Here is a 25,514-nt window from a genome sequence, read left to right on the forward strand (position 1 = left end):
ATACCTGCCGGCAAGGAAGGTCAACGCTTCCCTCTCTCCTCGTTCCATTGCTCCGGATAGATCACGAAATACCTGGTCCCCGGCTTCACCGTATAATGCTCGGTTGTAATGCCGTACAGCTTCAAGCGTTCCTTCAATCTTCGATAGTAGCTGTCGAGTCTGCCTCTATCCTTCTTGTTGCCCGGCTCGAGCTCCTGCTTGTATCTGGCCATGAAGATCATCTCGGAGGTACAGGACAAGCCTTCGGTAATCATTCGGAATAACACGCACACATCTGCGGCAGACAGCTCCATAGCCTCGCCCCTCGCCAGCCATTCCCCTTTGCAGAGGTCCAGATAAATATCGTAATGCAGCGGACGATGCTGATCATACACCTGCTGGAGCTGCTGAGCCGTCCCAGCCTCTTTCCAGCCCTCCGCATCCGAATGGATGTAGGCCAGCACCTTTTTCCGCCTTGCCTCTATCGTTACTATCGCGCATCTCTCTTCCGTCATATTCACGTTGCTGCTTCCTCCTAGCCCTTCCCTAACTGAATCATTTTCCGATGCAAATACCCCGCTAACGATAAGCGAGGTACTTTACAAAAATTTAACCGTTATTTCGCGAAAAAGGTTGCAGCCTTATCCCGGTGCTCGGCCGTAATATGCGAACTGATGGCCTTATAGGCAACGAAAATCGCCGTAGCATCATCCCCGTAACCGATAACCGGGAAAATATCCGGTACAAGGTCGATCGGCAGAATCCAGTAGGCTAGCGCGCTGATTGCGGTAACCTTTACTTTTACCGGGGTATTGGGGTCCATCGCGCAATAGTACATCGCCACCGCTTCATGGGAGAAAGGCACCTTGCCCGCGTATTTTCTCACCTTGGACCAGAAGCCTTTGTTTACGTATTTCACTTGCTCCTCGTAATCGCCAATCTTGGCGGACCAGGAGTCGGTATCGACCTCTTCCTCCTGCCTTACCGAAGGAGGCGATTCTACGCTGCTTGCAATCTCTTCATCCGACAAGTCGGCCGGAATAACCTCCTCTTGAATGAAGCTTTCGTGGCATGCTTCGCATTTGGCCTGCCTCAGCTTCAAAGCGTCAACCTGATTTTTGTGACCGCAACTTGGACATTCAACCGTAATTTCCGACATAGAGAGCCGCCCTCCTATTTGAAAATAGTTCTATATTCGCTTCCCGATATACAGCTGGATTGGACGTAAGCCGGGCTTGTACAAGCCCTCTTATATCATTAAACAGAAAAACCAATCTTTAGACAATTAACTTTGGTTTATTTTTGCATAAAAAATCCAGCCTTTGGGTCACAATAGCTGTTGGGTGCTAAGCGGTGCCCGACTACCAACACGAATAAAGGAGAGGTATACGTATGGCAAAGCCGGACAATCGCGCGGACAATGCAGAACATCTGCAGGAGCATATCGCTAACACGCAGCAAAATATCCAGGAGACTGAACAGTATTTAAACGAGTTCAGCTCGGAGATCAGCGGCACGGAGCAAAACCAGCTCGAGGAAAAGAACGAACGCCGCAGAGAAAGCGTTGCGGAATTCGAAGAAGAGCTCGCAGACGAAGAGGGCTAACAGTTAGGCCACAGAAGACTTCCGCGTTCGGCGGAAGTCTTCTTTTTCATGTTCGCAACCTATGCTATACTGTCGCTAATTAGCTGCGAATCACGCATTCGACAAAGGAGCAGGCCCTAATGAACTTCGATCAATGGATCGCACCCGAACAATATAACATCAGCTCTGAGATTGAGCGCCACAAGTCGGACAAGCTTGCGCTCCGCTTGCTGGACGATCAGGGCCATACCACGTCAATTACATATAACGACCTGCTGAAGCAGGTGAACCAGCTGGCGGGCGGCTTGAACGAGCTTGGCCTGGCAAAAGGCGACCGCGTCCTCGTCATGGTTCCAAGAACCATCGAAGCGTATATGATCTACGTAGCCTGCTTGAAGCTTGGCCTTGTCATTATTCCATCCTCCGAAATGCTCCGGGCGAAGGATCTGTCCTACCGTCTCCAGCATTCCGAAGCGCGTGCGGTTATCGCGTGGGCCGAAGGTGCCGCTGAAGTAGACAACATTACGGAAGAGCTGCCGGCGCTGCAGTTCCGGATTGACGCAAGCGGCGGCGGACAAACCGATGGCTGGATCACCCTAGGCTCTTTAATGGAAGGACAGCCGGAAGAACGCGAAGCCGAAGCTACCCACCGCGATGATATGGCGATTCTCGCTTATACGTCGGGGACAACCGGCAATCCGAAAGGCGTCGTTCACAGCCACGGCTGGGGCTACGCGCATCTGCGCATCACCGCTGCTTGGCTAGGCATCCAAAGCTCCGATCTGGTCTGGGCAACCGCTGCGCCAGGCTGGCAGAAATGGATCTGGACGCCTTTCTTATCCGTGCTGGGCAGCGGCGCAACCGGCTTGATCTATAACGGATCGTTCAGCGCGGAGCGTTACTTGCGGATCATTCAGGAAAACCAGGTTCAGGTGATGTGCTGCACGCCAACCGAATACCGCATTATGGCGAAGACGGATGGCTTATCCGGTTACGACCTGTCGTCGATCCGCAGCGCGGTATCGGCCGGCGAGCCGCTTAACCAAGCCGTAATCAAGCAGTTCGAAGAGCTGTTCGGCTTCATCATCCGCGACGGCTACGGCCAGACGGAAAATACGCTTCTAATCGGCAATCTAAAGGATTCCCCGATCAAGATAGGCTCCATGGGCAAGTCTATCGTTCCGGGTCTCGTCGAGATTATTGATGACGAAGGCCGTCCGCAGCCGATGGGGGAGGTCGGCAGTATTGCCGTTCATACCGACATGCCTGCCCTGTTCAAGTCGTATTACAAGGATCCCGAACGTAAAGGCGCCAACATCGTTGGTTCGTATTTCATCACCGGCGACCGCGCGAGCAAGGATGAGGAAGGTTATCTATGGTTCGAAGGCCGCGGGGACGATATCATTATCAGCTCCGGCTATACGATTGGTCCGTTTGAGGTCGAGGAAGCCTTGCTCCGCCACCCTTCCGTTAAGGAATGCGCGGCTGTCGCAAGTCCGGATGAAATCCGCGGCCATGTCGTAAAAGCGTTTATCGTCCTGAGGGACGGCGTCTCCGGCTCCCCCGAGCTGGTCAAAGAGCTGCAGGATCACGTCAAATCCGTAACGGCTCCTTACAAATATCCGCGTAAAATCGAATTCATTAACGAGCTGCCGAAAACCAACTCCGGCAAAATCCGCCGAATCGAGCTTCGCCAGCGCGAAGCGTTTCTGAATTCTTAAGCAAAATAACAGCCGCTATTCAAGCCGAGCTTCTACTACAGCCCAGCTTCGAACAGCGGCTTATTTGTTGCGAATCGTGTACAACACAGTTGAAATTTTTACATAAATTACTTGAATCACAGGGAAATTTCCCAAAAAATACATGTTCGGAAGCACCTTCCATGGATTATAATGTCGTACGGTACTATAGACATAGGAATAAGGGAGCATGGTCATGGAAGCAGAAGTAAAACAAGATCAGTATCAGCCGGCATTCACATTAAAACAAAAGAAAAATGTATTGGGAATCGTCAGCACGGTTCTCTGTGTAGGCTTAATCGGTACGACAGTAGCATTGTACACACAACTTTCCGACACAAAAGATAAACTTGTTCTGGCAGAATACAAAGTAAGCCAGGTTACAAACGACAACGTTCAAATTAAGCAACAAATCGATACTGCAAACAAATTCATTAACTTTCTTCAGTTTGAACATTACGCTGAGCAAGGTATAGTTACTGACTCTCTATATGTTAACAAAATCATGTTTAGCGGGAACGATACACCATTAAACATGACTCTAGATGTAGCAAACCAACCATCCATGACATTAAAGTATAACGGCAAAGGGTCTTACGAAATGGAAGATCGTGACGTGAAAGCTATGTGTGCTCGCATTGTTGAAGAAGTCAAGAGCAGCTATGATGACTGGGGCAGTCTGCCTACATGGGATGATTCAGCAGAGATTGTGGTAACTGTTCAAAACTATGAACTTGGTACATATAAAGCCGGCAAGTTCACGTTGAAAGGCGAATAAATGCAATGAGAGACCTCTACATCGTAAATTAAGAATTTGGTTTCAGATTATTTGTGAACAAAGCCCCCAATCCTTCAAAAGGATTGGGGGCTTTGCTTTTACTGCCTTATACTTTTAACGAAGATGACGCGTTATCGAAATTGCCGATGTATTTCTTGCCTGTCTCGCCATTGGCGGCCGAGCCGGTAAGCACGAGGTATACATCTTGAATGCCTGTCAGCTTTTGCGTCAAGGTACCGCTTACGGTGTCATAGGTTGCCCAGTTTCCTGCCGTAGGAGGAGTGGAGATTTTACCTACGAGCGTACCTGTTGGACTACCGAGGCGTATTTCAACTGCGGAGTTCGTAAAACAGTTAGTGGTATTACCCGCATACTCAACGGCGAAAGTATTAACACCTTCCGTACCGAAGTCCATTCGTTTGTAGGCCAACCATGCGCCATTGAACGTATTCGCGACTTGCTTGCCTGCTCCGCCTTTACCCGCTTCCGTCTTCAGCGGCGTATTGTTGTTGAGCGGGTTCACAGCCGTTGTCCATTCGTCGTACGATTCCAGCTCCAGCTTCGCGTAGTCGCTGCGAACCGTCTTGTAGCCAAAGGTTAAGCTGTCATAGTTGCCTACGTATAGAAGGCTTGAAGTCGTGCTGCCCGTCAATACGACATACAAGTCTTGCTTGCCTTTGATCGTCGTATTCAGATCCGCTGTCGCCGTATTGTATTGCCCCCATGCACTGCCTGTATTAGGAATCGCTACCGTTCCGACCAGGGTACCCGTTGGGTTGCCGAGTCTGATCTCTGCTTTTACGTCCGCAGGAGCTCTATTGGTTGGCGCGTCGTAGACGATGGATACTTGGTTTTTGCCTTTCTCCGAACCAAAATCAACGTCCTTGAAGCCCAGCCATGCGCCTGTGTACGTATTGCCGATCGTCTGGCCGCCATTGTTGTTCTCGATCTTCATGGCTTGATTGTTAAACGTGTTGAGAGCGGTATTCCATTCGGTCTTGTTCTCGAATTGAACGGTAATTTGCTCTTTCTCCGGCTGCTGCGGCTCTTCCGGCTCCTGCACGATCAAGGAGAAGGAAGCATTATCGAAGTTGCCGATATATTTCTTGCCGGTTTCTCCGTTAGTAGCTGATCCCGTAAATACCAGATAAACGTCTTGAAGACCAGTCAGCTTCTGCGTCAAGCTGCCGCTTGCCGTGGCATAGGTTAACCAGTTTGCCGCTTTTGGAGGCGTAGCAACTGTACCAACCAATGTGCCCGTAGGGCTGCCAAGACGAACCTCTACTGCCGAGTTGTTAAAGGTGTTGGTCGTGTTGCCCGCGTACTCGATCGAGAACTTGTCTACACCCTCACTGCCAAAGTCCATACGCTTATAGGCCAGCCATGCACCGTTAAACGTATTGGCTACCTGCTGGCCAACTCCGCCTTTGCCCGCTTCCGTCTTCAGCGGCGTGTTGTTATTGCCTGTATTCACATCCGTCGTCCACTCGTCATAGCTCTCAAGCTCAAGCTTGGCGTAGTCCGATCTAATCTTCTCATAATCGAACTTGAACCAGTCGAAGTTTCCGATATAGGGAAGATTGTTAGGCGTACCCGCCACCATCACCACATAAAGCTTCTGCTGTCCGGTAAGGGTCCTCGTCAGGTTTGCTTTGGTGGTGATATAGCTGCCCCAGCCCGCATTCTTGTCTTCCATATTAACCGTACCCACAAGCTCGCCGGACACGCTGCCGAGTCGGAACTCCAGCTTGGAGCCAGCCGGCACCTTATCCGTTGGAGCATCGTATTGGACGGTTACGTTATTGTAGCCTGTCGAGCCAAAATCAACGTTGTAAGCAAGCCATGCGCCGCCAAACGTATGGGCAACAACCGTTCCGCCGTTGCCGGCTTCCGTCTGCAGACCGCCGCCTCCGTTCGGATGGGCAGCCGAGGTCCATTCCGCACGGTCCTCGAATTGAATCTTCATTCCCGTCTCCGGCACTTCCGGTTCTTCCGGCTCGTCCGGCTTCGAATCCGGCAGCGGAATTGGTTCCGGCACCGGCTCCTCGGTTACTGGCGGCCCCTCCGGATCCGGAAGCGATCCCGGCTCCGACTGCTGCACGATTGGATCGGCCAGCCAGAGCGGCGATTCGTAGATATCTCCGTTAAATTCGTTTACAAGGTATACGTTCACCTTGTATTTGCTAGCGTCTACGTTATAGATTTGCGAGATGTCGAAGCTTCCGGTCTGAACCGGCACCGCGCTGGATACCCAAGCGTGTTCTTTGCCGTCCATCAGCTGGAAGACAACAACCGCCGAATCGGTATAGTCGCCTTTAAGCGTACCGGTAACATCCACTACCATGTTGCCGTCCTGATGAATATCGGCATCCAAGTCATAGACATCCCACTTCACGTCCGAGGTATAAGGCTCGGTAGACAGAAGGGCTTCGCCTGCTGCGCGATTTGCCGCCGCGTTCGCCATAACTCTAACCTGAACAATGCCAGGCGCATAGTTCAGCGGTCCAACGGTCTGCGGATTAGCCTTCGCTTGCTTCCAGGACTTGCCGCCATCCGTACTGAACTCGTAATCCGATGCGTTGCTGATGCCGTCTACAGGCGTCCAGCCAATCGTATTGGCTTTGTCGTCAACAACCGGATGGGTTGGAGCAGCCGGAACGTTCAGCTTGCGTACCGCTTCGAGACTAAATTCGAACGCGATATCCGAGCTGGTTGCATTAACCTGATGCACCTCTGCCGTCAACACGTTGGTGCCTTCAACGAGGTAAGAAGGATCGATAATGAAGCCATTCTTATCCCGCTCATCGCCAACCGTGGCATTGGCAAACGTGCTGTAGTTTACGGCGCCGGAAGGCATATTCGTACGGAAAATCTCATGTCCGTTCAAGTATACGATTGCGCCGTCGTCGCGGATCAGGCTGCCATCCAGCTCAAGGATGCCGTCCAGATCCTTCGCGTCGAACGTTTTGCGGAAATACGTGGTTACGTACTTATTGTTGGCATTAGGTCCGTAGCTGACCGTCGTTGCCGGTTTGCCATAGCTGTCATAACCCAGCATGGCTTTGCCGGAGCTCCAGCTGCTGTCGTCGAAATCAACTTGCGTCCAGCCTTCGCCGGCTTCCTTGCCTTTGTCGTCATATTTCCAAGTCGATTTCTCAGGGATCAGCTGCTCATGGTTGAAATCATTGTCCATGTCCGAGTTGTAATCAACCGTTGGAGGAGCAGCGCTGGCTTTCGCGCCCCAGCTCATGTTCGGCGTGCTGCCCATATGGAATTCAAGCGTGCCGCCAGCCATCAGATCATCGTACTTGATCCAGGACTGATTGAAGTCTTTGCCGTTCAGCTCAGCCGATTGGATAAAGCGGTTCTCGCTCGAAACGTTATCCGCCTTAATTACAAGCGTCTTCCCGCTGCCCATATGCAGCTTCACTTCAGAGAAGATCGGAGAGCCGATCAGGAAGTAAGCTTCGCCCGGGTTGCCAGGGAATAAGCCAAGCGCGCTGAAGACGTACCAGGAGGACATGCCGCCTGCGTCATCGTCCATGGAAGACAGGTAGCCTTCCGGATCGTCGCGGTATACGCGGGATTTAAGCGGATAAGCGTAAGCCCCGTGGTTATGGTATTTCTGCGTTACGACTTCCGTCGTAAACTCTCTCGCATAGTATTGCGTCAGATATGGATAACCCAGATAGTTGAACAGATACGGCGCCGAAATATCTTCTTCGTTAATCGCCATGTACTCGTCGATCTCGAAGAAATGCTTCAGTTGCTTCGCCATCTCGGTCTTGCCGCCCATCAACTCGGCGAGGCCGTTGATATCCTGCGGAGCGGACCAGCGGTATTGCCACAGGTTGCCCTGATAAGCATAGCGGTCAACCGCCTGAATGTCGCCGGCTCCAACCGTCGTACCGTTAGGCGTAAAGAAGCCGGTTGGAACGCCTTTTTCATCCACTTGCGTCTTGTTCCACAGCTTTTTGTAAGACAAAGCAAGCTCTTTGTACTTCTCGAACGTTGCTTTGTCTCCGATCAGCTGAGCCAGCTTCATCGGGAACGATGCGCTGTTCGCTTTCTCCAGCTTGCCGGAGATTTCTCCGTCGCTGATGGAGAAGTTGTCCGCGTCAACCGCCATTCCTTTTAACGCCTTGTAGACGTCGAAGTCCTGGAAGCCTTTCGCATACGCGTCAAGAATAACTTGTCCGTTGAATTCGTTCCGGACCGTTGGGCTTGGCCAGTAACCGTCGCCCCATTGGGTATAAGTGCCGCGGGTACTGTACAGATCCACAAGCGACTTCACCATATTGTTGTAGCGCTGCGGCTCGAACAAGGAGAACATCGCGTATTTGCGGAAGTCGTCCCATGTCGTCCAACCGTTGTAGTACTCGAAGTCATCACCCAGCTCGGAAGCTTGACGAATCGTATTCTCGTCTCTGCCCGCTTTGAACGTGCCGGCCGAGCTTGTTACGTTTTTCGGGCTCAGATAAGAGTGGTACATTTGCGTATAGAATACGCGCTTGTTCTGCTCATCCGCATCCGTGATTTCAACCTTGTTCAGCACGTTGCTCCAAGCTGCTCTTGCTTCCTCGTGACGGGCGTCGAAATTCCAGTCCGAGTACAAGCCGCGCTCCGCTTGCGCCTGCTCCACGCTAATCGTGGACAGACCTACCTTGGCTTGAACCGTTTTGCTATCAGTCGTGTTGAAGTTCAACCATACGCCGCTGTTCGAGCCGCTGCGCTGAGCTACCGCGCCTACGGAATCGCCTTGCCACGAGCTGTAGGAATCAAAGTTATGATCGAATTGAATCGAGTAATAGATCGTGTAGTAGCCATGACCGCAGACGTTCTGGGATTTGATCATCCCCGTAATTTCGTTGCTGCCCGTTACTTTCAGGTTCGCATCCACCATACCCGCGTACGAGTTCGACAGATCGACCAGAACGGAGCCGGTATTGGCCGCATCCGGGAACGTATATTTGTGGAAGCCTACGTTATCGGAGGATGTCAACTGCACGTTAATGCCGGAACCAAGCGTTACGCCGTAAAAGCCTGCGGAAGCCTGCTCGCTGCTTTTGTCATACTTCTGCTTGTATTCCGCTACGTTCTTTGTGAAATCGCGCGTCTCCGGCATCATCAGGATGTTGCCGCCTCCGCCGCTGCAGCCTACGCCGCTGAAGCGAAGATGGGAGAAGCCCTTCAGGTTTTTGTTCTCGTAGTAATAACCGCTGAATGCTCCGCCGTCGCTGTCCGGACCAAGCGATACCAGACCAAACGGCGTTGTAGGGCCAGGGTTGGTCTGACCGTTGTCGCCCAGCGTATTAATGAATGGATCTACGTAATTGATCGGGGCCAGATTCGTCTCCGGTTCAGCCGGAATCTGATCGGCCTCAACCCCGTATACTTCCAGCTCATAGATGCGGGCAATGTTGCTGTCATATGCCGCCTTGTCGATGTAGAGACGGATGTACCGCGTAGTAAACGGAGTAACAAATCGGTCAACAATCGTCTGAGCGTTGTTCGTCACGACGTCAACGTCCGTCCATGTCTCGCCGTCATCGCTTTTTTGAAGCCGGAAGTTTTTCGTATTCCAGAACGGACTGTTGCCGGACTCGTTAATCGCCGCGTTCTGCAGCACCCATTCGTTAACCAAATATTCTTTGCCCAAATCAAGCTTGAGCCATTTCTTCTGGGCGGAAGTGTTATCGCACCATTTCGTATCGGTCTTTCCGTCCACCACGTTGCTGGCGTTCTCGTTCGCGTTGCACTGGCCGGAAGCCGTTGCCGTCGCGTTAATGGCCACGTTCCTAGTCGTAATTCCTTCGGCCGCAGCCGCAAATGCGGCATTCGATCCTACTGGCACCAGAATGCTGGTCAAGCACAGAACGGTCATCGCCACCGCAAAAAGCTTTTTAAACATTTGCCGGGTCCTCCTTCTTTCGTCTTCCTTACGGCATCAGCCGGTTGATCATAACGGCGATTTCCGCGCGTGTCAGAGCCGCTTTCGGATGGAACTGCTTGCCGTCGCCTTCGATTAAACCAAGCTTCCAAGCCTGATCGACAGCGGCGCTGGCCCAGGCTGAGATTTGTTTCTTATCCGCGAATGCCGGCGCACCTTTGCCGGTATCTTTTACCTCAAAATACGGAACGGTCCGCACAAGCGTAACGACCGCTTCTTCGCGCGTAATCGGATCGTTTGGTCTAAACGAACCGCCGTAGCCCGACATAATGCCAAGCGAAGCCGCGCGCGTTACCGCATCGGTGTAATATTGGCCAGCCGGTACATCTTTGAACGGATTGGCTGACGCAGCGTCTACCTCTTTACCCGTGTAATCCACCGCGCGCATCATCATAGTCGCGAACTCCGCGCGCGTAATGTTGCGGTTAGGCGCATAATGCTGCTGGTCCACGCCGGAAACAATATGCTTCGCGCTTAGGGACTTCACAGCCGCTTCCGCCCAATGGCCAGCCGGCACGTCCACGAAGGTCTTGCTGTATTCCAGAATGGTATACGTCGAGAAATGACGGGCATTAAACTTGAACGTATTGCCTTCAAGCTTGCCGCCGACATAGTCAAGCTGCTTGCCGTTCACATAATAAACGCCAGCCAGACCGGAATGAATCTGCTTCGCTTGGTCGTCCGTCAGCTTAAGCGTTACTTCGGCAGGCTTGTCCAGATTATGAATCTCCGTAACGCTGCTGCCGTTGATCACTTGAATTGTTGCAGTAAGCACAACGCCCGTGGAGACATAGTTCAGGTTCGATTGAAGCGCTTGGTTAACGGCGTTCTTCGCATCGCTTGTTAGAACCGTATTTACGACAATGCGAACCTGCGAGCTCGCCGACGTATCGGATGTCCCGATTGATCCGGCAGGGAATCGGATCGTCGAGCTGCCCGATGTCACAATCAGATCCAGATTCTTGTCCATGAGTGTCTTCAGCGTCTCTGCCGGGAAGTTCAGCGCGCTGCCCGCATCGCCCGTTGCTGCAGGCAATTCTACCGTAATGGAGCCTTGCGCACTGTTAGCGGCGGAAGCTAAAGTGCCGCTGCCGAACATATAGCCGTCTTTGCCAAGCTCCGGCTTGATGGTAGAGCCAGTCGAATCGCCGGCATCGGCAGGAATGGTTGCTGCAGGAGGCGTTGTACCCGTACCTCCGTTACCGTTACCTGGATTGGAAGGCTCCTCCGGACCCGTGCCGCCTTCGCCCAGCTTCTCTACAACCGAGAAGGTCTTGTTCACCGTAGAGGAGCCGCTGGTTGCCGCAACGCTATACACGCCCCAAGGAGCAAAATCCTGCGTCTCGGGAATGGTAATGGTTGCCGTATAAGTGCCGTTAGTTGGCTCAATAACATCCATATAAAAAGTTGTCATGTTCGGACGGATGATCTTCAGGACGACATCATCCTCTGCCGTTCCGGAGAACGTAATCTCTCCGCCGCGCAGCACTTCCTTCGCGCTAATCGTAAGCGCGAAGGCTGCTGCAGCCGCATAGCCGGTAGCCGGCAGGACAACAATACACAACACCAGTAGGGCTGCCAAAACTTTTTTCACTGCACATTATCCTCTCTTTCCAGCCGTTATTGAAACAGCATCGGTCTGGCCAATTGGACCGGAGTCTCGTTCTTGCTGTCGAACTTATTCACAACGAATACCTTGACCTTGTAATCTTCGCCCGTTTCGTTAAAGTACTGCGTGATGGCAAGCTTAGTCTTCTTGAGCGGCACGGCGCTGACGAGAACCGGCTGCGGACTGGTCCCCTTCATCAACTGGAACACCACATAAGCGTCATCCTCGTAGTCCTTGAGCTGCTCGACATTCACGCTGACCTTCAACTGCTCCTTGCGATCGATTTCGCCCGTAAGAAGGAAAGTATCCCTCGTATCGTTCTTCGTGAATGCCTTCGAGGATACGAGAGGCGTACCGGCAATAACGCCTAGCGATTCATTAGCCGCGACGCGGACCTGCACCGCTCCCGCAGCAAAGTCGCCATCGGCGATCGGTTGTGGGTTAGCCGTAACCGGGCTCCACGTTTTGCCGTTGTCTACGCTGTATTCGTAGTTGGTTACGGCATCGTAACCTTTTGCGTTGGTCCAGCCAAAGGTGTTATGCGCATCGTCCACGACCGGTGCCGTAGGAGCAGCCGGTTGGTTGCCCACGCTTGTTGCGATTTTCGCTTCCGAGTTATCGCGTTTGTTAACGGCCTTCACAACGAATTGATAGGACTGGTCAAGGTTTGTATTGTCTACCACGTACTGATAGTCGTCTTGGCCTGAAACCGCTGGAACGTACACGTTCCAGTTCATCCCAAGCTTGTCGTTCTTCTCGTAGATCCGGAAGCCTCTGACTCCCTCATCCTCCGGCTTGTTCCAGGTAATGGTCCGTTTGCCGTCCTCCGATTTGCTTACTTCCAACTGTTCAACCGGCTTCGGCTTCTCGTCCTCGCGTACAATCGTGTACGTATCGAACGGATCCGTCTCGCCCGTCATAAAGGAGTCGATGGTGAAGCTGCTATCCGTCATGCTGACGCCGGAGAAAATCGCCTTCTTCGGCTGCTTGAACACCGCGGCGTAGAAGCGGTCGACACCGTCTTTGACATCGTAGAACTTCGTAGCTGCCGAGTTGTTGATCATGTAGAGCGTACCGTCCGGATTCAGGGCTCTGCCTTGCGCATCCGTCTCTACGTTCTGAACCGGCTTGTTATCGTACATTTGATACGAACGCATAAACGTATGGTCATGGCCTTGCAGGACAACGTCGATTCCGAGCTCGTCAAAGATCGGATACATCTTCTGACGCAGGGCCAGAATATCGCTGTCGAGCGCATGGTTGCCCACGGAATAGATCGCTTTGTGGAACGCTACGATCTTCCACTTCTTGTCCGTCTCCGCAACCTCGTGCTTCAGCCATTCAATCTCCTGCTCGAAGGATTCCTTCTGCGCATCGTCCCAGCCAATATCCATCGTGTTAAGGACCATGATGTGCGCGTCGCCGTAGTCATACGCGTACACGCTGCCCGGCGGCAGCGGGTTCTTGATCGAATCGTTCGGATAGTTGAAATGGTAGTAATAGTTGTCGTTATACGGGCCTTCATGATTGCCGACAGCAGCCATCAGCGGCAGGTTCATCAGAATCGACTGCGGCTTTTTGAAGTAATCCAGCCACTGCGATTCAAGTGCGCCCGCATCAACCTGGTCGCCGGTCATAAGCAGGAATTTCGCATCCGGGAACTTCGTGATGGCTTGCTGCATCGTATTGCCCCACACATCGTAGTCCTGCGAATTGGAGCCTTGCGAGTCGGTCAGATACAGGAAGTTGAAGTTGTTCTCGTTATCGCTTTCCGTTGTGAAAGAACCCGTCTCGCTCCAATAGCCGTCAGCGCCAAGGCGGTACTTGTAAGCCGTGCCCGGGGTCAGTCCTTCAACCAGCACTTTATGGCTGATGAACGAGCCTGTCGTGCTGCTTGTCATTTTCAAATTCGTGAGAACCCGCGTATCCTCCGGCTTGCCTACAACACGGATTTTATTCGGCGAATCAAATCCTTCCGCCGCAGGCACGATCTCAACGATACTGTCCTTTATGTTCGTTGGCGCGTTTTGCGGACGATCGTAAGGGGTATACCAGGCAAAGGAGCGGTTCGTCTTAGCGCTGCCGTAGAGCGACATCGCGATTGCGATTGGCGAGTAGTCCACGACTTCGGAGAAGTTGGAAGGACTAAACGCAAAAGCCTTAACGGCTGTTCCGTCCGCATATTTCAAATTGCCTTGACCGTCGTAAGCAATCGATACCGTTTGACCAGGCAGAACGATCTTCGCCAGGCTAACCGTCAAGCTTGCGGAATCCTCGCCGGCTGCAATCTGCTGTACGGATACCGGCCCACCGTTTGCCATGACGGTAAGGTGATTATTCAGGTCAGCAGGCAGATCGCCAAGCCCGGAGAGCATGCTAAGCGATACGGTTCTTCCGTCTGCGGCAACGCTTGCTGCCTTTGGACCTGTATAATCTGCCGGGAGATAGAAGGCATTACCCGGAATAATTTCCTTGGCGAGCGTTGGCGTCGACCAGCGCAGATACAGGTTGGAACCGCCAAAGTCCTCGAAATATTCGATTTTGATATCGTACTTGCGGTTGCCCTCGAGCGTAACCGGGGAGCTTGTCTGCTCTTTATCCCAATCATTCACCCAATGGTCGATCACCAGTTTATTATCAATCCATACCCGAAAGCCGTTGTCGCCCATCATGTAGAAGGTGTAGTCACCGGATTTCGGCGGCATGATTTGGCCGGTCCAGCGCACGTTGGCGTTATCCTCGACGCCTGTCCATCCCTTTAACACTGGATTGAGGTCCGTGAAATTAATAAGCGGATCTACCGTAGTCGCTTTATAATCGCCAAATGCAAAGTTATTGCCCGAGCCGGAGTTCAGATAGTATTCGCCGAGCAAGCCCTGTGCTTCGGAAGCTGTTGCAGCCAAATCAGAGGTTGTCCCTTGATTCGTATTCTCCGGCGTTTCCGGAGCTGCTTCGCTTCGATCGAAGCCAATCGCTTCAAATTCGTAAATCCGTGCGGCGTAAAAACCGGAATCGGTATCCACATCCCCAGGATTCGTAATGTTAAGCTTGAAATACCTTGCCGTCACCGGCGTATCCAGCTCATGCGTGGTTGTGTCTTCGGTGTTGCCGGCCACCGTTACGACAGGAGTCCAATTGACATTGTCATCGCTTGTCTCAATGGTAAAATCCTTCGTGTTGTGCTGCTCTTCTTGGCCGCCCGCTCCGGCATGTCCAACGATAAACTTCTCTACGCTGACCTCCGTGCCGGCATCCACCTCCAGCCAATACGGATTGTCTGCCGTTGGCAGACCGTCGTTGCCTTGGAATACCCATTCACCGCTCTCTCTGTGTCCGTCAATGGCCAAGGAAGGCGCGAAAGCATCCGATACATAACCGTTTGCGGTTGCGGTTACTCCCGCTCTTGCAAACACGTTCTCGGCGGATGTTCCGGCATTAGCCTGCTGCACCATGAAATAACCGCCGGACGCTGCTACGGATGTCCACAGCGTCACGACGGCCAACATACGGTTTGTCAGCTTATAACTTCTCTTCACTCCCGATTCCTCCTACTCTACCTAATGCTTCTGCATCATAATAGAGTAGAATAATTTGGCGAATGTAAAAAACTTTTAAAGAAATAGTAAATGTAAGTTATTTTCAATGATTATTTCAGATTAATGTTCTAAATTATTTATTTGATAATCGTTTGTATTATATATTTCATATAATTCTAGGCAGTAATATATATTTATGAATTTTATAACTATTACTAATGTAAAATGTGCATTGTTTGCTTTTGAGTTGAAGATACGACTTATTGGGATAGATATAGTCTTGGTATTTAAACATTCCGTCTATAAATCACCCTATAAAATGGGATATTCCCTACTAGATGACAGGCATAAAGGGGATAGGTTTTCATTGAAAAAGGAGGCTATAAGAGGAAAAAAGCCGCTGTTCAAGCGGGGCTCGTAACAAGCTCCGGCTCAAACAGCGGCTTTTTGATTATACAATGGCATGAACGCCAAGTTTACGGTCGATCATATTCTTAATGTCTTTCACCAGCTGCACCGAAGCTTCAATCTCCACTTTACGCGTCGACACGCTTTCAATACTGCAGCCAATCGGGATGCCCTTCTCGATGCCGAATTCAAACAGCTCTTCGAAGATCTTGAGCGACAGCGCAACCGACTTGTCCAAAATATCGGTGGACTTGATCAGGTCATTCTCCAGCCACTTCGGAATGCTGATGCCCAGCCACTTCATGAACTCGAGCGTTTTCTGCGAACCGCATGGCGCTAAGTTGAACAGAATCGGCACGGTGTCAATGCCTTGCTCTTGGCAATAATAGTAGTAGTCGGAAAGCATATTCTTGGATGCTTCCACATTAAAGGTGGCCTGCGAAATAAAGAACTTGCATCCGCCGTCTACCTTATCCCTGATGCGGAGATGCTCGTCGTTCTTCTTCATGTGACGCTCGGGAATAACGACGCCGCCCAGCGTTAAGCGGTCGTTCAGCTTTTTGCTGAGCTCGTAGGCTTCCGGCAGCTTCATCGTAGTCTGCTGCTTGCTCGAGGAAGTACCAACAAAGACCGAGAAGCGATCTTCTTCGGCATCCTGCTTCAGCCATTCCGCGAAGCTTTCTTCCGAGTTGTTGCCAACTACGCGGTAAATGATTTTAGGAACTTTCCAGTAATTCAGGTAGTTCTTGCTGTACGAAGTCGGATCCAACGCTTCCAGGTAAGGGAAAGGTCTCTCCTCATCCGTCCGGTCCGCTTCATCCTGAACGTCGTACAGGATCAGGCCGTCAATATCGAGATTTTTTAGACGCTCGTATTGCTTTTCCGATATTTCGGCCAGCTTCTCCGGAGTATGGCTGGATTTGGGCGGAGTCATGCCGTAGGTAATAATGCCCGCCTGTCTGTTCAAAATTTTATCCTTAAGCATCGTTCTTCATCCTTAACGTCCATAGTAGTGGAATAATTTCTAGAATACTTCTACACTCCGCGCTAAATTCCTTCTTATACAGTCGGATTTGTAACATTTGCTTGCTGATCCGGAATTCTGGCCATTAACCGTTCAATCGTTCCGTCAAAAGGAAACTGCCGCTCCGCGACACGCGTCTGCAGCCCGGCCAGCTCTTCCCTGACCTGCTTCATCAGCTGCTCCGAATATCCGAACTTAATCGCATTGTCGGCAAATTCGTCTTCATCTATAACCATCCATTCGCCGCCGCGCTGGACAAGGTCCAGATCGTAATCAACAAAGGATATTTCGTTGCCGTTAATTAAGGCAGGCTGGTTAATGTTGCAATAATATTCATTAATTTGGCCGTCTACAACAGCAGCGCTGACGGTAAACCAATGCTTGCTCGAGAAAAACTCGATCGACCAGTTGTTTACGGTAAATACGGATTTTTTCGTATGATGCTGAAGCTTCCTGCCGTAACGGCCAAGGACAAACACATAGCCGTCCCCTTCCTCCAGCAGATCGGTGTTCCATTCGTAATGCAGGAGATCACCGTGTTTCAACGCTTTGATTTGAACCGATTTATTCACGGAACCGTCTTCCCTTCAACAATCGTTAGGTTAGGAAAGTATAGCATACTTTCCGCCTATTCGTCGTTACTCATCCGCTTCCTCATATTGCCCGGTCACCAATAGGAGAAAAAAATAAGCCAGCCAGAAAAGTCTGGCTGACCTATTTTTCAAACACTCATAGCTTTACATAAAATCTACGTACTCGAGCAGTCGCTTCAGCATAACGGTTGCTTCCGCGCGGGTCGCTTTGCTGCCTGGAGCAAAATTGCCGCCCGTCTTGCCTTCGATAATTTTCGCTTCAACCGCTTGCGCGACTGCCTGCTTCGCCCAGGCTTCAATAGAAGCTTTATCCTTGAAGGCATTCAACTGCGAGGCAGCGCCGGCTGGCTGTTTGCCTGCAAAGGCGAGAGCACGGGAGATCATAACCGCCATCTCTTCGCGGGTGATCGAAGCATTAGGCCTGAAGCTATTGCCATCGTAGCCTTTTACAATGCCTGCTTTCACGGCTGCGCCTACCGCGCCCGCGAACCAATTCTTGCTGCTTACATCCTTGAAGGATGCCGCTGCTTGATCTTCGGAGATACCAAGCGCACGGACGACCATAGCCGCAAATTCAGCACGCGTTACAACGGCGTTAGGAGCAAACTTCGTATTGCTAGTACCTTTGACAATCAGCTTGGAGGCCATCAGCTCGATATCCGTTTTCGCCCAATGCTTGCTCAAGTCGCTGAAGGTCTTGTTGAACTGAGCTACCGCATAAATACTGTTGCCGGTACGCTTGATCGTCACAATCGTATGCCCGTTCACCGTCTTAAAGGTTGCCGGTACGAATGTAAATGCGCCAGTCGCCTCGTTATACATCACGGCTGTGGAATGCGAAGCATCCAAAGTCTGGTTGATGTCGAGCGTACGGGATACGTACGTTTTGCCAAAATCATGAATTTCTTTTGTATTGCCGTTGGCTTGAAGGATGACGCTAAATTCAACCGGAGTACCAATCAGCTTAACGCCGGCTTTAGCTGCCTTGTCCTTCATCGTGCCCGACAAGGTGCTGTCCGCTTGATTAATCTTGATTACGATCGTAGCGTCAGTGCCAATCGTCGCTGGCAGGTTAAGAGCACGAATCGGCAGATCATAGCTTGCGTTTCCCATGATAACCGAAATCGTCAGATTTGGAGCTTGCTTGAGCGCGTCGAGCAGCACTCGTGCCGGCAGTTCGGCGCTTACGGCTTGCTTGGAATCTGCTTTAATGGTTACCGTTTGGCCTTTTTGACCCGCAATCATCTTGATCGCTTCGTTCAACGACTTAGCCGATACCGTTAACGTTTGACCGGCTGTTGTGCCGTCAATGCTGACTCCGTTGTCTGTTTGCTCCGGCTTCTTCCCTCCGTTACCGGATCCGCCAGGCACTTCCACAGGCGGCGGGGTTGTACCTGTATCGCCATTGGTACCTGTGTTAAAGCTCCAAATGTCGGACAACGTCTTGCCGGAGAAAGCATCCTCGGCTGCCGCATACCATTGGTATTTGGCATTCGCCTTCAGACCGCTCCATTTCACGGATGCCTGCTCTCCGCTTGTTACCTGATCTACCTTGCCGATCGGCTGATCGGAGTAGACGTTAACGCCCATGTAGTCGGTCGAAACCTCTTTTACCTGAGGCTTTAAGTCCACGTCCAGCGTAAATTCTTCCTGTTTTGTCGTATCGCTTGGATCGTAGAAGTTATAGTCGTCCATGTACGGCGAATACGTTTTTACGTACATTTTGTCATTGGCGATATCGAACTGCAGCAGCTTGATATAGCCTTGACCGCCTTCCGGACCGCCTTGGTAGTCGGACAGCATTTGATAAACCTTCCGGTCTGTCTTGCCGTCGCCATTGTCATCCAGTTCGCTTACAAGAAGCTTGGAGTCATGATAGTGGCCGGAAAGAACGGCAAATACGTTTTTGTTCTTTTGCACGACTTCTTCAAAAATCTTATCCGCAATCGGAGCCCGGTTGCCGGATACAAGCAGGAATTCATGGAAGTTCAGGATCGCTTTGCGGTCCGGGTATTTCGCCAGCACCTTATTCATCCAGTCGATATCCGAATCGCGGATACCCCAACCCATGTATACCATAATAAAATCATTGCCGTTCGAGGATACAAGGTCATAGTGACCGCGGTTGTTATCCAGGGAACCGCCGTAAGTCGGCTGATCCTTGAACCGGTCTTCCCCGAAGTAGTTCCAGTAGTAATCGTAAGCGCCAAGCTGATGGTCAACGTCATGGTTACCGGCAAGCACGCCATAAGGAACGTTGGCGTCTTCCAGCACTTTCATGTCGGCGGAAGCACGCTTCCATTGAATTTCTTGATCCGCATCGTCGACAATATCGCCGGTATGGATCACGTATTTGATTTTGTTCTTCTCTTTATTGTCGGCAATCCAATTTACGACATCCTCGTAGATGTGCGGATAGCTTTCCGAGTAATACTGCGTATCGGACATCCAGGCAAACGAGAAATCATAGTTCTCCTGCGATACCGGCAGCTCGTCCTGCACCATTACCTGAAGCGTATGATTATCCGCATATTCCCCGGCTGTAACCCCTGCGCCAAGCGTAAAGTCTTCCGCGCTAGCTACTTTGTAATCGACGCTAATCCATTGCTGTTTGGACGGGCTCCATACATACATGCTCACTTTACGGCCTTCGAGCGATTTACCTTTCCAGCTCAGTTCAATCTTATCCGTATCCTTCACGGAAGGATCAAGCTGTACCTGGAAGCGCTGATAAGGGAACTGATCCGTGGAATCATCGGTCAAATATTTACCGTCAGAGGCGCTGATCAACGCATAATCTTCCGCGCTCAACGCTTTCTCGCCGGCAGGAGCTACTTCCTTCGGAGGCTCGACATCCGCTGCATTGCGGAAGCCCTGGAAGCCGTCCTTATTGGCCCCGTCATACTTAAAGCCGCGATAGAAGGAAACATCCATCTTGTCATTTGTAGGATCCTTAACCTTGACAGCCAGAACCGGATTGCTGCCGGTACCGGAAGCGCCATTAGCAGGAGATATCAGCTCCGGCTTAAGCGGATTCTCATCCGGCACGGAGAATTTAATTTCCTTAACGGCTACGTTGCCCACTTTATCGGTTGCTTGAACCTTGAATACATGCTCTCCGCCCGTAAAATCTTTGGATGCCGTTGCATACGGGATGGTGATTGGCGTCTCGTCGAGCCACGCTTCAACTTTATCCACGCCGGACAAGACATCTTGAGCGGCAGCGTCAATGGTGAAGGCACCACGGTATTCTTTTCCGTCTTGAATCGTTGCAGTAATCGCTGGCGCGGTATTATCCACTTTCACAACCGCAGCCTTCTCGCCGTACTCGGAATGGCTTACTTTTACGGTATGCTCCCCGTCGGACAGCTTTGTTGTATCCAGTTCATAAGCCTTCGATGCAAGCAGCTCATCCGGAATAACAAAGTTGAAATCTACAACCGGATTTTTGCCGGCACTGTCGCCCATCGGGATAACGGTATCCCGATTCTTGTAACGCTCGTCGAAAATTTCCGTGCCGTCCGCAAATACAAGTCTTACGTTACGCACGGTAAAATCATCCTTGTTCTCTTCCGGCCGGTCGTCAAAAGGCGATGCCTTTGTACCTGCACGGATGGAGATAATGTTGCTTCCGCCCTTCAGGCGTTCCGCCGCGATTGGCACCGTCAGCGTTGTATAGGTATTAATCGGATCGAGGAAGATCGACAGAATTTCGTCTCCCATCGTAACGCCGTTCTTGAAGTAGTAGTTAACGCCATTCGCTTCGAAAGCGAAGTACGCATCCTGTTCAACCGCGCTGTACGTTCCTTCCGTCGCTTCGTTCTGGTCAATGGACAGGTGAAGCTCGGAAGCCGGAGCACTCTCCGCGGTTGCCTTCAGCACCTTAATGCCGGCAAGGAAATCACCGTCTTTCACATTCAAGCGCAGTGGCGAATGATCCGTATTGCCCGTCACGTTCGTACGGTACTTCTCCGAAGTTACCTCGTTCTGTCCGTCCGAGATCACGTAGTAGTACTCGATGTAATCGCGCCCGATCAGTTCGGGCGAGTAGATCGTGTAGTGATACAGCGTATCGTCAAAGCTTTCCGCCAAGTAACGCTTTGTATATTGCGCATCCAGGTTGCTCTTGTAATAAAGAGCTACGGATTTAACCTTATTCTCGTCTTTTGCTTCCGCAACGATCGAGAGGTTTTTCGATTTGTCGATTTCCGGCGTATTCGTCAAATCCTTATAAGTAGGGCTTATTGTATCAACCGGTGTCTTAACCGTAATGATCGGCACCTGAACCGGAGCTACGGTACCCGGCGTTGCCGCTTCCGTACCTGCGCTGTATTTGATCATCTGCGTGCTGCCGGCCTGCGAATATTTATAGAAAATCCCTTTGTTCGCGACAGTCTCGGCGTCCGTATCGTAATAAACGGCCGAAATTTCCGTCTTCGTATTCGTTGCGATAACGATGCCGCGTCCGCCGCCGTTAGCCATGCCGTCGCTGTACATCTTGACGATATCCGTGCCTTCCGTGAGGTTCGTGCCGTAGTTAGCGTTGAAATCGGCAACGGTTTTTTGCTTGTTCTGGCTGTTGATGACCCAGAATACCAGCGTCTTTTTCGAAGGAATAAGCAGGTCCTCCGAATCGGTCGGCCAGACCACGTCGGCATCCGGACCCGAAGTGGTGTAACGGTATTGAATTTTGTAATCCTTGAAATTAACGGTTTTATCCGTATTGTTGTAGACCTCGACAAACTCGTAGCCGTCAGCCGTGCCTACGTTTGCGGAGTCCGGAACAATCTCCGTCACCATCAGAGGAGAAAGCTTCGAGAAATCTACGTTGCCAAGCTCAATCGTTACCGTGTAAGTATTCGATTTGACCGTATCGATTCCGTCGTTCGCCTGAATATAGTATTGCAGCTGGGAATCGGTAAAAGCCTCCTTCGGAATGTTCGCCGAGAACACGTTGTTCTCTCCCGCCGTCATAGGCAAGGACGCGTAATCCGCTGCATCGCCTACTTTGTAGAACAACGATGCTGTTACGGCGTCGCTGTCCGGGTCAGCAATGGTTGCTTGTACCGTCAGATCATTATCGATGCTGCCCGAAGCAGGTGCCGTATGCTCGATAACCGGCAGCTTATTAACGGCAGGAGCCGGCTGCTCCGGAAGCAATGCCGCCTCTACCGTGCCAGGAGTTGCAGCAGTGACGCCTGCGCTGAACAGCTTCATCTGATTCGAGCCGTCAACCGGATATTGATAGAAAATACCTTTGTCCGCTACCGTCTGCGCATCGTTCTCGTAGAACGCTTCGGCCATTTCCTTGCCGGTCTTCGACGCGATGACGATTTTGCGCTGGCCGCCGTTAGCCATACCGCCGCCTCCATCGATGCGGAACAGATTCGTATTCTCCACAAGGGCTGTATGATAGTTGGCGTTGAAATCATCCGCTTTCAGCTCATTATTGACGCCGTTCATTACCCAGAACACCACATTGCCAAGCGGAGGAATAACAGCCGTGCTTGGAAGCTCCCATGCAGCGTCCGCTGTCGCGGAATTCGTGTAACGATAGATCAGCTTATATTCGCTCAGCGAGATCGGACGGGTCGTATTGTTGTATACCTCTACGAACTCGTAAGCATCGGAACCTGACAGGTTCGCACTGTCCGGTACAAGCTCCGTAATAAGCATAGGAGGGACCTTCGAGTAGTCGAAGTTGTGCTGCTCGATGGCTACCGTATAAGTGGACGATTTTACATGGTTAACCGCATCCGCAGCTTCGATATAGTACTGCAGCTCGGTTGCCGTAAGAGAAGCCTTCGGAATAACCGCGGAAAAATCCGAGCCGCCCGTATTGTTCATCGGTACCGAAGTAAAAGCGGCATCGGACGCGTTCTTATAAAAGACCAACGCCGTTGCCGTGTCATCGGCATCCGTAATTTGCGCCGTAATCGTAAGGTCTTGTTCACTGCTTCCCTCCGTTACCGGGGAATGAGTGATAACCGGAGCCTGGTTAACCGGGCCCTCAGGGAATTGATAGTGAACCGTCGGAATTTGTCCCTGTGCCAGGGTGCCTGGAGTTGGGGCCGACTTCACTGCAAATTTGTCGGTTTGCACGCCGCCTGCTGCCGGCAGCATGTAGTGGTCGCCGAGACCTTCCGCAATTTCCGTAGAAGCCGTATAACCGGACTTCGAAATCTCAACGCCTTGGCCGTTCTTAATAACAACCGTACGATCATTGGTGTTGTGGAAGCCTGAGAATCCGGCAACATTCACAATTTGATCGGCAGTAAGGCTTACGCCGTATTTTACATTAAATTGGTCTACGGTCAGGTTTTTAGGATTATACCAGAACACCATAACCTTCTCTGGGTCTAGCGATTTCTCGCCAAACGTGAATGTCACGTCAGGTGTCGACGTTGGATAACGGTAAATAAATGTATAATCGTTCAAATGAATCGTTTTGTTCGAGTTATTGTATACTTCGAAAAACTCGTAATCATCCGTGCTTACTACGTCGGGATGAATTTCGGAGACAAACAGCTCCGGTACGGTATTTTCGTCTGCAGCCGCAACAACGCCTACAGAGGATAACAAGCCCATCATCATGCTTGCCAGTAAAACGCTAGAGATCCATTTCTTGTATCTCTTGCTTACCATAATAAGTAACACTTCCTTCTGATTAGTATGTAGCTTGTTACATCGTGAAGTCTGAGATCAGGCGTTCGATCAGCCAATAAAGTCCCATTAAACCAACCACCGAGGAGGTCGCATACGTCCACCAAATCTGACGGCTGCTTGTGCTTGTAATCAGCTTCCGAATTACCCACAGAATCGGAATGACAATCGCCAGTACAACAAGCTGGCCGATCTCAACGCCAAGATTGAAGGAGAAGAGCGGCAGGGCAATGTTGCCCGACATCGTTCCGTGCAGGATCTCCGCAAAGCCAAAGCCATGCACCATCCCGAACGTCACCGTGACGGCAATCTGCTTGCCCTTCAGCTGCTTGAATCTTTTGCGGAACATCGTCTCAAAAGCTACAAACACGATACTTAGCGCAATAAGAGGCTCCACGATAAGCGGCGACAACGACGCCAGATCCATCGCGGATAAGACCAACGTGATGCTATGTCCAACCGTAAAAGCCGAGACCAGCTTCAGCATCGTCCAGCCGCTTGTGCCCGAGGCAAGGATTAGCCCGCAGAGGAACAGCATATGATCGGCGCCCGACCAGATGTGCTCCATTCCCATTGTCACGAAATCCTTCAAAACGCTTGTCCAGGAGGATGATGTGTTTAATGGCTTTGAACCGGCATCGCCTTGAGCCGCCGCGCCCGCATCGGAACTTGCAGCGTCCGTTCCATGGTAACCTTCCATCTGCAAAATGTTGTTCGAGCTGTTTATCACTTGTACGATGGACTGCTTCCCCATCCGGATCGTTGCATAGCTGCGGTGGTCGGGGTTTGTTCCGTCATAAAAGTTATATTGAACCATGTACCGGTCGACAGGCTCGGCAAAATCATAGTTGATGTCGATCTCGATCATCGGCACTTTTGCTTTTTCCGTCTGTTTGGCGGCGAGTACAACTCCCGTGCCAACCTTGTTATTGCCCGTAACGATAAGCCTGTCGTGAACGAGTGCCGTAAGCGCATCGTTTTCACTGGACAGCTCGTCCTCGGAAAGCCTGCCGTCACCGTTGCCGTCAAGCTGCGGCATAGCTTCGAGCAGCTCCCTCTCCAGCAAGAACAAGTTGTACTGCAGGCTCTTGTCCTTAACGGTAATATCCGAGAACCCCGTCGAGCTGAAATGCGCCTCGGCCGTTCCGCCCATTACGGTCAAAAGCACCCATAAAGCGGCTAGCGCAACTCCGGCTTTTTTGTGTAATTTCACATGCGTCTCCCTTCTCCCTATTGCTTGGCTTCCTACTTCTCTCTATCTATCTGATGCTGGACATACTTAGCGATTATAGTTTTGAAGTGTTTGAAGAACGTAAATGGTAGATGAAGAAATTATTGAGATTGCGGAAAATAGTAGAAAAGAGCTACTGTCCCTTTGCCGCGCAATCGCAAGAGATTCGGAAGTAGTAGACCGTAGGAATGCTCGGTCATATGGACATGCCGGGCTATTCGCGGATCCTTAAGGTCCCTTAGGGACCTTAAGGGCTTTCTTCCTGCTCATGCGAGCCGGGTTAAGGTCCCTAAGGGACCTTATCCTCGTGAAATCAGCCATACTTACAGCAATTCGGGGCTATTCGCGGATCCTTAAGGTCCCTTAGGGACCTTAAGGGCTTTCTTTTTGGTAGCGTCAAGAAGTTTGTGTAGTAGGGAT

The 25,514-nt window shown here is 51.2% G+C and carries 12 protein-coding genes; 3 read left to right on the forward strand and 9 right to left on the reverse strand.

Annotated elements, in window-relative coordinates; all coding sequences use genetic code 11:
* Window positions 1-20: 20 nt before the first annotated feature.
* Complete coding sequence (locus tag CFI03_RS06995; RefSeq protein WP_248756952.1) at window positions 21-500, reverse strand: hypothetical protein; 480 nt, start codon at window positions 498-500, stop codon at window positions 21-23.
* A 95-nt stretch (window positions 501-595) separates the two neighbouring features.
* Window positions 596-1,138, reverse strand: coding sequence for a YkvA family protein (locus CFI03_RS07000; RefSeq protein WP_248756954.1), 543 nt, complete (start codon window positions 1,136-1,138; stop codon window positions 596-598).
* 233 nt (window positions 1,139-1,371) lie between these two features.
* Here CFI03_RS07000 and tlp point away from each other — a divergent pair, with 233 nt between their 5' ends.
* From tlp to CFI03_RS07015, 3 genes are all read left to right on the forward strand, one after another.
* Window positions 1,372-1,584 (forward strand): small acid-soluble spore protein Tlp, encoded by a 213-nt coding sequence (gene tlp, locus CFI03_RS07005; RefSeq protein ID WP_127492923.1) that lies wholly within the window; start codon window positions 1,372-1,374, stop codon window positions 1,582-1,584.
* A gap of 119 nt (window positions 1,585-1,703) precedes the next feature.
* Window positions 1,704-3,284, forward strand: a complete 1,581-nt coding sequence (locus CFI03_RS07010) for an acetate--CoA ligase (RefSeq protein WP_248756955.1) — start codon at window positions 1,704-1,706, stop codon at window positions 3,282-3,284.
* A gap of 214 nt (window positions 3,285-3,498) precedes the next feature.
* Window positions 3,499-4,080: a hypothetical protein gene (locus CFI03_RS07015; protein ID WP_248756956.1), complete on the forward strand. Its 582-nt coding sequence runs from the start codon at window positions 3,499-3,501 to the stop codon at window positions 4,078-4,080.
* A gap of 106 nt (window positions 4,081-4,186) precedes the next feature.
* Here the strand turns inward: CFI03_RS07015 and CFI03_RS07020 are convergent, their stop codons facing one another.
* The 7 genes from CFI03_RS07020 to CFI03_RS31280 all read right to left on the reverse strand — a co-directional run bounded on the left by CFI03_RS07020 (window position 4,187) and on the right by CFI03_RS31280 (window position 25,076).
* Entirely contained in the window at window positions 4,187-9,991 is a 5,805-nt protein-coding gene (locus CFI03_RS07020; RefSeq protein WP_248756957.1) for a glycoside hydrolase domain-containing protein, read from the reverse strand.
* A 28-nt stretch (window positions 9,992-10,019) separates the two neighbouring features.
* A complete protein-coding gene (locus CFI03_RS31275; RefSeq protein ID WP_248756958.1) occupies window positions 10,020-11,624 on the reverse strand; it encodes an S-layer homology domain-containing protein in 1,605 nt (534 codons plus the stop codon).
* A gap of 26 nt (window positions 11,625-11,650) precedes the next feature.
* A complete protein-coding gene (locus CFI03_RS07030; RefSeq protein ID WP_248756960.1) occupies window positions 11,651-15,175 on the reverse strand; it encodes a PA14 domain-containing protein in 3,525 nt (1,174 codons plus the stop codon).
* A 451-nt stretch (window positions 15,176-15,626) separates the two neighbouring features.
* Window positions 15,627-16,568, reverse strand: a complete 942-nt coding sequence (locus tag CFI03_RS07035; protein ID WP_248756961.1) for a methylenetetrahydrofolate reductase — start codon at window positions 16,566-16,568, stop codon at window positions 15,627-15,629.
* Between the two features lie 74 nt (window positions 16,569-16,642).
* A complete protein-coding gene (locus CFI03_RS07040) occupies window positions 16,643-17,179 on the reverse strand; it encodes a DUF402 domain-containing protein (protein ID WP_248756962.1) in 537 nt (178 codons plus the stop codon).
* A gap of 165 nt (window positions 17,180-17,344) precedes the next feature.
* Window positions 17,345-23,845 carry an S-layer homology domain-containing protein gene (locus tag CFI03_RS07045; RefSeq protein ID WP_248756964.1) on the reverse strand — a complete coding sequence of 2,167 codons (6,501 nt, stop codon included), beginning with the start codon at window positions 23,843-23,845 and terminating at the stop codon, window positions 17,345-17,347.
* 37 nt (window positions 23,846-23,882) lie between these two features.
* Window positions 23,883-25,076 (reverse strand): HupE/UreJ family protein, encoded by a 1,194-nt coding sequence (locus CFI03_RS31280; RefSeq protein ID WP_248756965.1) that lies wholly within the window; start codon window positions 25,074-25,076, stop codon window positions 23,883-23,885.
* Window positions 25,077-25,514 lie beyond the last annotated feature (438 nt).

The organism is Paenibacillus sp. ATY16 (assembly GCF_003399985.2).
Taxonomy (GTDB): domain Bacteria; phylum Bacillota; class Bacilli; order Paenibacillales; family Paenibacillaceae; genus Pristimantibacillus; species Pristimantibacillus glycanilyticus.